Annotated in this window: 7 protein-coding genes; all 7 read right to left on the reverse strand. The window is 65.3% G+C overall.

All coding sequences use genetic code 11. The features are described from left to right. Positions 1 to 340: 340 nt before the first annotated feature. The 7 genes from lpdA to zapE all read right to left on the reverse strand — a co-directional run bounded on the left by lpdA (position 341) and on the right by zapE (position 9,850). Positions 341 to 1,735, reverse strand: coding sequence for a dihydrolipoyl dehydrogenase (gene lpdA, locus GGR48_RS17570; protein ID WP_183953138.1), 1,395 nt, complete (start codon positions 1,733 to 1,735; stop codon positions 341 to 343). A gap of 109 nt (positions 1,736 to 1,844) precedes the next feature. Beyond that, positions 1,845 to 3,074 carry a 2-oxoglutarate dehydrogenase complex dihydrolipoyllysine-residue succinyltransferase gene (gene odhB / locus GGR48_RS17575; RefSeq protein ID WP_183953139.1) on the reverse strand — a complete coding sequence of 410 codons (1,230 nt, stop codon included), beginning with the start codon at positions 3,072 to 3,074 and terminating at the stop codon, positions 1,845 to 1,847. 111 nt (positions 3,075 to 3,185) lie between these two features. Continuing rightward, positions 3,186 to 6,167 carry a 2-oxoglutarate dehydrogenase E1 component gene (locus tag GGR48_RS17580; protein ID WP_183953140.1) on the reverse strand — a complete coding sequence of 994 codons (2,982 nt, stop codon included), beginning with the start codon at positions 6,165 to 6,167 and terminating at the stop codon, positions 3,186 to 3,188. A gap of 131 nt (positions 6,168 to 6,298) precedes the next feature. Then, on the reverse strand, positions 6,299 to 7,183 hold the full coding sequence (sucD, locus tag GGR48_RS17585; protein WP_042484035.1) for a succinate--CoA ligase subunit alpha: 885 nt from the start codon (positions 7,181 to 7,183) through the stop codon (positions 6,299 to 6,301). Positions 7,184 to 7,262: 79 nt separating this feature from the next. Continuing rightward, complete coding sequence (locus tag GGR48_RS17590; RefSeq protein WP_183953141.1) at positions 7,263 to 7,553, reverse strand: GIY-YIG nuclease family protein; 291 nt, start codon at positions 7,551 to 7,553, stop codon at positions 7,263 to 7,265. Between the two features lie 88 nt (positions 7,554 to 7,641). Then, a complete protein-coding gene (mdh, locus tag GGR48_RS17595) occupies positions 7,642 to 8,604 on the reverse strand; it encodes a malate dehydrogenase (RefSeq protein ID WP_183953142.1) in 963 nt (320 codons plus the stop codon). 121 nt (positions 8,605 to 8,725) lie between these two features. After that, entirely contained in the window at positions 8,726 to 9,850 is a 1,125-nt protein-coding gene (gene zapE, locus GGR48_RS17600) for a cell division protein ZapE (protein ID WP_183953143.1), read from the reverse strand. Positions 9,851 to 10,208: the final 358 nt, after the last annotated feature.

Below are 10,208 nucleotides of genomic sequence, written 5' to 3' on the forward strand. Positions count from 1 at the left end.
CCAGAACAGCGCCATGCCTCACTCCTCCTGATCCACACACCAGTGAATCAGGAAAACCATCACCCCTCAAGAGGCTGATTGAGTTTGAACCCTAGGCGGCACGATACCATTCTTGCTCTTAGCATAGCCGCTCAGAGATTGCGGTCCAGCGACAACAGGCCGGGTTCGTGGTGCCTTTTGTGGCGCAGCATAGCCGCTCAGAGATTGCGGTCCAGCGGCAACCTCCCCGTGCGAGAGGGCGGCACCTAACGTGTTCTAGAGATTACTCCCGCGCACCGCCAAACAAAAAGGGGCAGGCACTTCGCAGTGCCCGCCCCTTCCGTCATCCGGTAAAACCCGATCAGATATGGATCGGCTTGCCCTGCACCGCCATGGCGGCTTCCTTGAGCGCCTCGGCATGGGTGGGGTGCGCGTGGCAGGTATAGGCGATGTCTTCCGACGTCGCGCCGAATTCCATTGCCTGCGCGGCCTGCGCGATCATGGTGCCGGCGAGCGAGGAGATGATCCACACCCCCAGAACACGGTCGGTCTTGGCGTCGGCGATCACCTTCACGAAGCCGTCGGTGTCGCGGTTGGTTTTGGCGCGGCTGTTCGCCATGAAGGGGAACTTGCCGACCTTGACCTCGCCGCGCTCCTTGGCGGCTTCTTCCGACAGGCCGACACCGGCGATCTCGGGCATGGTGTAGACGACGCTGGGGATGACGTCGTGGTTCACGATGCCGGTTTGCCCTGCGATGTTCTCCGCCACCGCGACACCCTCGTCCTCGGCCTTGTGTGCGAGCATCAGGCCCGGCGCCACGTCGCCGATCGCCCAGACGCCGTCGACATTGGTCGCGAAGTCATGGTCGATGGCGACCTGGCCGCGATCGGTCAGCTTCACGCCCGCCGCTTCCAGGTTCAGCCCGTCGGTGTTGGGCTTGCGGCCGATCGCGACCAGCACGGCATCGGCCGACAGCGTTTCCGCCGCGCCGCCAGCCGCCGGTTCGACCGAGACGGTCGCGCGGTCGCCCTCGACGGTGACGCCGGTCACCTTGGTCGAGGTCTTCAGCTCCATGCCCTGCTTCTTGAACAGCTTGGCCGATTCCTTGCGGACCTCGCCGTCGAAGCCCGGCAGGATCTGGTCGAGATATTCGACGACAGTGACCTTGGCCCCCAGACGACGCCAGACCGAGCCCAGTTCCAGCCCGATCACGCCGCCGCCGATGACGACCAGATGCTCCGGCACCTTGGGCAGCGCCAGCGCGCCGGTCGAGTCGACGACGATTTTCTGGTCGATCTCGACGCCCGGCAGCGGGGTCACGACCGAGCCGGTCGCGATCACGATGTCGCGCGCGGTGACGGTCTGGTCACCGACCTTGACCGTGCTCGAGTCCTGGAACGCGGCCTTGCCCTTCAACCAGGTGACCTTGTTCTTCTTGAAGAGATATTCGATGCCGCCGGTCAGTTCACCGACCGCCTTGGCCTTTTCGGCGTGCATCTGGTCGAGGTTGAGCTTCGCGCCCTCGATCTCGACACCGAACTTAGCGAGGGCACCATGCGATGCTTCCTCGAACAGCTCGGAGGCGTGGAGCAGCGCCTTGGACGGGATGCAGCCGACATTGAGGCAGGTGCCGCCCAGCGTCTCGCGGCTTTCCGCGCACGCGGTCTTCAGGCCCAGCTGCGCCGCGCGGATCGCCGCGACATAGCCGCCGGGGCCGGCGCCGATCACCAGGACGTCATAGTCATACTCAGCCATTTGTCTCTCCCGTTCCCCGGCTCTCGGGGTCCAGCCTGCGGGCGCACCCGCCTGTCACAGCAAAAACGGACCCTCGACCGTTCGAGGGCCCGTATAGATCACAAAGCGATCAGAGGTCGATCAGGATGCGGGTCGGGTCCTGGATCGCGTTCTTCAGCGCGACGAGGAAGGTCACCGCCTCGCGGCCGTCGATGATGCGGTGGTCGTAGGACAGCGCCAGGTACATCATCGGGCGGATGACGATCTGGCCGTCGACGACCACGGGGCGCTCCTCGATACGGTGGAGGCCCAGCACGGCCGACTGCGGCGGGTTGATGATCGGGGTCGACATCAGCGAGCCGAACACGCCGCCGTTCGAGATGGTGAAGGTGCCGCCCTTCATCTCGTCCATCTTCAGCGTGCCGTCCTTGGCGCGCTTGCCGAAGTCGCCGATCGTCTTTTCGATGCCCGCAACCGTCAGGTCCTGCGCATCGCGGATGACCGGCACGACCAGGCCGTTCGGGGCCGAGACGGCGACCGAGATGTCGGCATAGTCGTGATAGACGATCTCATCGCCCTCGATCGAGGCGTTGACCGACGGAATGTCCTTCAGCGCCATCGTCGCGGCCTTCACGAAGAAGCCCATGAAGCCCAGGCGGACGCCGTGCTTCTTCTCGAACAGGTCCTTGTACTTGGCGCGCGCCTCGATCACCGCGGTCATGTCGACGTCGTTGAACGTCGTCAGCATCGCGGCGGTGTTCTGCGCTTCCTTCAGGCGCTTGGCGATCGTCTGACGCAGGCGCGTCATTTTTACGCGCTCTTCCTTGCGGGCCGAACCGGCCGGAGCCGCAGCGGCAGGAGCAGCGGCCGGGGCCGGGGCGCTCGACTTGTTCGCGGCGGCGGCGGCGACGTCTTCCTTGGTGATGCGGCCGTCCTTGCCGGTGCCCTTGATCGTCGCGGGGTCGAGGCCATGCTCGAGCACTGCACGACGCACCGACGGCGACAGCGCGGCGGGCGAGTCGCTCGACTCGTCGGCAGCAGACGCAGCGGCAGGAGCCGAAGCAGCAGCCGGGGCCGCGGTCACGGCCGGGGCCGCCGCTTCGGTCTTGGCCGGGGCCGCGCCACCAGCGTCGACGGTCGCGAGCAGCGCGCCGACCTGCACCGTGTCGCCGACCTTCACGGCATGCTCGCCCATGACACCCGCCACCGGCGACGGCACTTCGACCGAGACCTTGTCGGTCTCCAGGCTCGCGATCGGCTCGTCGACCGCCACCGCGTCACCCGGCTGCTTCAGCCATTCGCCCAGCGTCGCTTCGGAGATCGATTCGCCCAGTACCGGGACCAGAACTTCAGTCGCCATTTCCATTTCCTCCGCCCGGTCCATCGACCGGGGCTCTTACGCGGGCGGGCAAAACGCCCGCGCCAGATTTCATCCCTCCCCGGCTCGGTCACGAACCGGGGAACTCGGTAATCAGTCCGCCGCCTGCGTCGTCGGCTTGGCGGTGGTGTTGCTGCCCTCGGCGCGCGTCCGGCGGATTTCGTCGCGGACGTTGTGGCCCAGCGCATCGGCGACCAGCGCGCCCTGCTCGGCGGTGTGGCGCTTCATCAGGCCGGTGGCGGGCGATGCCGCCGCCGCACGACCGGCATAACGCGCACGCTTCACGCTCGCACCGGCCTCGGCCAGCGCTTCCTCGATCAGCGGCTCGACGAAGAACCAGTAACCGTTGTTCTTCGGCTCTTCCTGCGCCCAGACCACGTTCTGCAGGTTCGGCATGCGCGCGATCCGCTTGGCGAGTGCATCGCTCGGGAACGGATAGAGCTGTTCGACGCGCACGATCTGCGTGCCCGTGTCGCCCGCCGCGTCGCGTGCCTCGATCAGGTCGTAAGCGACCTTGCCGGTGCACAGGACCAGTCGCGTCGTGGCCTCGTCGGCGGCACCGTTGGTGTCCGACAGCAGGCGGCGGAAGTGGCTGTCGCCCTGGAAGTCCTCGGCCTTCGACACCGCCAGCTTGTGACGCAGGAGCGACTTCGGCGTGAAGACGACCAGGGGCTTGCGGAAGTTACGGTGCATCTGACGGCGCAACAGGTGGAAATAGTTGGCCGGGGTGGTGCAGTTCGCAACCTGGATATTGTCGTTGGCGCAGCTCTGGAGGAAGCGCTCGGGACGTGCCGACGAGTGCTCCGGCCCCTGGCCTTCATAACCATGCGGCAGCAGCATCACGAGGCCGTTGGCGCGCAGCCACTTGGACTCGCCGCTCGTGATGAACTGGTCGATCATGATCTGCGCGCCGTTGACGAAATCGCCGAACTGCGCCTCCCACAGCACCAAAGTCTTCGGATCGGCCAGCGCATAGCCATATTCGAAGCCCAGCACGCCGTACTCGGACAGCGGGCTGTCCAGCACTTCGAAGCTGCCATGCTCGACGGTCTTCAGCGGCACGTACTTATGCTCGTCGGTCTGGTCGACCCAGACGGCGTGACGCTGCGAGAAGGTGCCGCGACCCGAGTCCTGGCCCGACAGGCGGACGCCGTATCCTTCCGACAGCAGCGAACCGAAGGCCAAAGCCTCGCCGGTCGCCCAGTCGAAATTCTCGGACGTAGCGAACATCTGACGCTTGGCGTCAAGCACGCGGTTCAGCGTCTTGTGGACCTGCAAGCCTTCCGGGATCGTGGTCAGCGTGCGGCCGATCGCGTCGAACAGCTTCTTGTCGAGGCCGGTCTCCACGTTGCGGCGACCCTGGTCGCTTTCCTTCGGCGCCGACAGACCCGACCAGCGACCGGCGAACCAGTCGGCCTTGTTGGGCTTGTAGCTCTGGCCCGCCTCGAACTCGCCTTCGCAGCGGGTGGTGTACTGCTTGATATTCTCGTCGACCCAGGCCTGATCGACCACGCCTTCGGACACGAGACGCTTCGCATAGGTCTCGGCGACGCCGGGGTGCGAGCGGATCTTGTTGTACATCAGCGGCTGGGTGAAGCCCGGCTCGTCGCCCTCGTTATGACCGAAGCGGCGATAGCACCACATGTCGATCACGATGTCGCGGTGGAACGTCTGGCGGAACTCGATCGCCATCTTGGTGGCGAAGGTCACCGCCTCGGGATCGTCGCCGTTGACGTGGAAGACCGGCGCCTGGACGCCCTTGGCCACATCCGACGGATAGGGCGAGGAGCGCGCGAACTGCGGCGAGGTGGTGAAGCCCACCTGGTTGTTGATGATGAAGTGGACGCAGCCGCCCGTGTTGTAGCCACGGATGCCGGAGAAGCCGAGGCACTCCCAGACGATGCCCTGGCCCGCAAAGGCGGCGTCGCCATGGATCAGCACCGGCACCGAGGCCGCGTGATCGGTCAAGTCGTCGGCGATCGTCTGGATCGCGCGGGTCTTGCCCAGCACGACCGGGTTCACCGCCTCGAGGTGCGAGGGGTTGGCGACCAGCGACATATGGACCTTGTGACCGTCGAACTCGCGGTCGGTCGAGGTCCCGAGATGATACTTCACGTCGCCCGAACCACCGATGTCATCGGGGTTGGCCGAACCACCGGCGAATTCGTGGAAGATCACGCGCAGCGGCTTGGCCATGACGTTGGCCAGCACGTTCAGACGGCCGCGATGCGCCATGCCGAACACGATCTCGCGCACGCCCATCTGGCCGCCATACTTGATGACCGATTCGAGCGCAGGGATCATCGACTCGCCGCCGTCCAGGCCGAAGCGCTTGGTGCCGACATACTTCTTGCCGAGGAACTTTTCCCACTGCTCGGCCTCGATGACCTTGTTCAGAATGGCCTTCTTGCCATCGACGGTGAACTCGATCGCCTTGTTCTGGCCTTCCATCCGGTCCTGGAGGAAGCGGCGCTCCTCCACGTCCGCAATGTGCATGTACTCAAGGCCGACATTGCCGCAGTAATTCTTACGCAACGTGTCGACCAGTTCGCGAACGGTCGCCCATTCGAAGCCCATCGTGCCGCCCAGATACACCTTGCGGTCGAGATCGGCGTCGGTGAAGCCGTGATATTCGGTCTTCAGGTCTTCGGGCAGCTCGCGCAGGCCCGACAGGCCCAGCGGATCGAGATTGGCAGCAAGATGGCCGCGTACCCGGTAGGTGCGGATCAGCATCTGCGCGCGGATCGCGTCGCCCGCCGCCTTGACGATGTCGGCGGTCGAGGGGGCTGCGGCCGCAGCGGCCGCCGGGGCGGGCTTGCCACCCTTGGCAGGCTTGGGAGCCGGTTCCATCTGGGTCGGGTCGAGGCCCGCCGTCAGATCGTCGGTCGAGGTCAGCGGCCAGCGCTTGTTCTGCCAGCTGGGGGCGCCCACGCCCTGCTCCAGACCCTCGAAGAAGGTCCGCCAGCCCGCATCGACCGACGACTGGTCGGCCTGATACTTGGCATAGAGCGTTTCGATGAAGGCGGGGCTGACGCCCGCCGCGATGTCGCTGAATTCCTGGCCTTCGTAGCCCATGAGACGCTTCCTCGACCGCCCGTCTTATCAACTCATCGCCACCCCGGCACATCCGCCTGGGGTCCGCAGCCGCGAGCGGCCCGCCTGCCGCCACGGACCCCGGCGGGTGTGCCGGGGTGACGCGATACGCCTTACTTGTTCAGCACCGACAGCAGCGTCGAGCCGAGTTCCGACGGCGAAGCCGCGACCTTGATCCCGGCCGCTTCCATCGCCGCGATCTTGTCCTCGGCGCCGCCCTGGCCGCCCGACACGATCGCACCGGCATGGCCCATACGACGACCCGGAGGCGCGGTGCGGCCCGCGATGAAGCCCGCCATCGGCTTCGAACGGCCGCGCTTGGCTTCGTCCCGCAGGAACTGCGCGGCTTCCTCTTCCGCCGAGCCGCCGATTTCGCCGATCATGATGATCGACTGAGTTTCGTCGTCGGCCAGGAACAGCTCGAGCACGTCGATGAAGTTGGTGCCGTTGACGGGGTCGCCGCCGATGCCGACCGCGGTCGTCTGACCAAGACCGGCGTTCGAGGTCTGGAACACCGCTTCATAGGTCAGCGTGCCCGAGCGCGACACGACGCCGACCGAGCCCTTCTTGAAGATCGAACCCGGCATGATGCCGATCTTGCACTCGCCCGGCGTCAGCACGCCCGGGCAGTTCGGACCGATCAGGCGCGACTTCGAACCCGACAGGGCACGCTTCACCTTGACCATGTCGAGGACCGGAATGCCTTCGGTGATCGCGACGATCAGCGGGATTTCGGCGTCGATCGCTTCCAGGATCGAGTCGGCCGCGAAGGGCGGCGGAACGTAGATCACGCTCGCGTCGGCGCCCGTCTTCGACTTGGCTTCGGCGACGGTGTTGAAGACCGGCAGACCGATATGCTCGGTGCCGCCCTTGCCCGGGGTCACGCCGCCGACCATCTGCGTGCCGTACGCCAGCGCCTGCTGGGTATGGAACGTGCCGGTTTCACCCGTCATGCCCTGGGTGATGACCTTGGTGTTCTTGTTGACGAGGATGCTCATTGTAGCTCCCAACTCCCTTGTGTCCCCGCGAAGGCGGGGACCCAATTCTGGGCTTCCGCAGTCACGGGAGCGCGATCGCTCAAAACAATGACTCGTACAGGTCGAGCCAATCCGGATTTTTCTCTTCGATCAGCCGCAGCTTCCAGTCTCGGTTCCACTTCTTGAGCTGGCGTTCGCGAAGCCGCGCACTGTCCAGTTCGTCATGAGCCTCATACCAGACCAGATATCTGCAACCGTATTTCTTGGTGAACCCGTCGATCAGGGCGTTGCGGTGTTGATAGGCCCGCTTCGCCAGATCGCTCGTGACGCCGATATAGATCGTTCCGTTCAGTCGGCTCGCCATGATGTAGACGTAGCCGACCTTGGTCATCCCTGGCTCCCTTGTGCTCCCGCGAAGGCGGAAGCCCAGTACTGGGTCCCCGCCTTCGCGGGGACACAAGGAAACTCAAGACGCAATCTTACGCCAGCGACTCGTCGATGCCCTTGCAGGCGACGAGCAGTTCCTTGACCGCGTCGACCGAGACCTGGAGGTTGGCCTTTGCCTCGTCCGACAGCTTGACCTCGACGACCTTCTCGACGCCGTTCGCGCCGATCACGACGGGCACGCCGACATAGAGGTTGTCGATGCCGTACTCACCCGACAGGTGCGCAGCGGCCGGCAGGATGCGCTTCTGGTCGTAGAGATACGCCTCGGCCATCGCGATGCCGCTGGTGGCGGGCGCATAGTAAGCCGAGCCGGTCTTGAGCAGCGCGACGATCTCGCCGCCGCCGCCGCGGGTGCGCTTGACGATCTCGTCGACCTTTTCCTTGGTCGAGAAGCCCATCTCGATCAGGTCGCTGACCGGGATGCCGCTGACGGTCGAATATTCCAGGACCGGGACCATGGTGTCGCCGTGGCCGCCGAGCACGAAGGTGTTCACGTCCTTCACCGACACGCCGAACTCCTCGGCGAGGAAGTGGCTGAAGCGCGCCGAGTCGAGCACGCCCGCCATGCCGACGACCTTGTTCGCGGGCAGACCCGAGAATTCACGCAGCGCCCAGACCATCGCGTCGAGCGGGTTGGTGATGCAGATCACGAACGCGTCGGGCGCGTTGTCGCGGATGCCCTCGCCGACCGCCTTCATCACCTTCAGGTTGATGCCGAGCAGGTCGTCGCGGCTCATGCCGGGCTTGCGCGCGACACCGGCGGTGACGATGATGACATCGGCGCCCGCGATATCGGCGTAGTCGTTGGAACCCTTGATATTCGCGTCGAAGCCTTCGACCGGGCCGCACTGCGACAGGTCGAGCGCCTTGCCCTGGGGCACACCCTCGACGACGTCGAACAGGACGATGTCGCCCAGCCCCTTGAGCGCGGCGAGGTGCGCCAACGTGCCGCCGATATTGCCGGCGCCGATCAGCGCGATCTTCTTGCGAGCCATTCCAATCCTACTCCGTAGTGGACGTACGTGATTGGTCACGCGGCCTACGCCCATATGGGCGTCGGGGCAACCGTTAATCCACAGAGTTTAAGATTTTAAACGATAATGGTTCGCAAGTGCATTAAGCGGCCATTGGCCCGTTATCCGAGCCATGACCCTGAGCCAGATATTCCTCCGAACGCATCTCTTCCAATCGGCTGATCGTGCGTTCGAACTCGAACCGCCCGTCGCCGGTTTCATAGAGTTCGGCGGGCTGCGCATCGGCTGCGGCGAGCAGCTTGACCTTGTGTTCGTAGAGCGCGTCGATCAGCTGGACGAAGCGCGCCGCCTCGTTGCGATTCTCCGGCCCCAGCTTGGGGATGCCGACCAGGATGACGGTGTGGAAACGCCGCGCGACTGCTAGATAGTCCGCCGCGCCGCGCGCCTCGCCGCACAGCCGCTTGAACGAGAAAACCGCGACGCCCTTCAGCGCCTTGGGGACATGCAGCACGCGCCCACCGACCTTCAGGTCCTCCGACGGTACATGCGCGGCATCCTCGACCGGATAGTCGGTCAGACGGAAGAAGGCCGCGGACAGCGTCATCGTCGCCTTCGGCCCATTGGGCACCAGCCAGGTGTCCAGCCGCCCCAGCCGGTCGCGTCGGTAATCGGTGGGGCCGTTGAGCGCCAGCACGTCCAGCCGCGCCTCGATCAGCGCGATGAAGGGCAGGAAATGCTCGCGGTTGAGGCCGTTCTTATAGAGGTCCTTGGGCGGCCGGTTGGAGGTGGTGACGATCGTCACGCCACTCTCGATCAGCGCGGTGAACAGCCGTGACAGGATCATCGCATCGGGGCTGTTGGTGACCATCATCTCGTCGAAGGCCAGCAGCCGCGTTTCCTCGGCCAGCGCGGCGGCGACGGGGGCGATCGGGTCGCCCGCCTGCTTGGCGCGCTCGGTGACGATGCGGGCGTGGACCTCCAGCATGAACTCGGCGAAGTGCACGCGGCGCTTGGCCTCGACCGCCACATGATCGAAGAACAGGTCCATCAGCATCGACTTGCCGCGCCCGACATCGCCCCAGAGATAGACGCCCTTCGGCGCGGGCGCGCCCTTACCGGTCAGGCGGGCGAAGAGGCCGGTCTTGCGCGGGGTTTCCAGCTCTATCGCGAGCTGTTCAAGTCGCGCGGCGGCGGCGGCCTGTTCGGGATCGGGGCGGAGTTCCTGGGCTTCGATCAGGCGGCGATAGGCGTTGAGGATATCGGGCATGTTGGGGGCGGTGTCTGCCCTGCTCTGGCGGACGTCAACCCCTACCCTCACCCTTCCCACCCGCTGACGCGGGTGGGCCCCTTCCCTCTCCCGCCGGGAGAGGGAGGGAGGCGCGTCAGCGCCGGAAGGGTGAGGGCAGCTTGGCGGACAGATAGAAATAAAAAAGGGGGCCGTTTACGCCCCCCCTCTGCACTTCCGCCGTCATTGCGAGCGGAGCGAAGCAATCCAGAGCGTCATGCGACCCGGCACTGGATTGCCGCGTCGCTAGGGTTCAAACTCAATCAGCCTCTTGAGGGGTGATGGTTTTCCTGATTCACTGGTGTGTGGATCAGGAGGAGTGAGGCATGGCGCTGTTCTG

Source organism: Sphingomonas pseudosanguinis (genome assembly GCF_014196255.1).
In the GTDB taxonomy this organism is placed as follows: Bacteria; Pseudomonadota; Alphaproteobacteria; order Sphingomonadales; family Sphingomonadaceae; genus Sphingomonas; species Sphingomonas pseudosanguinis.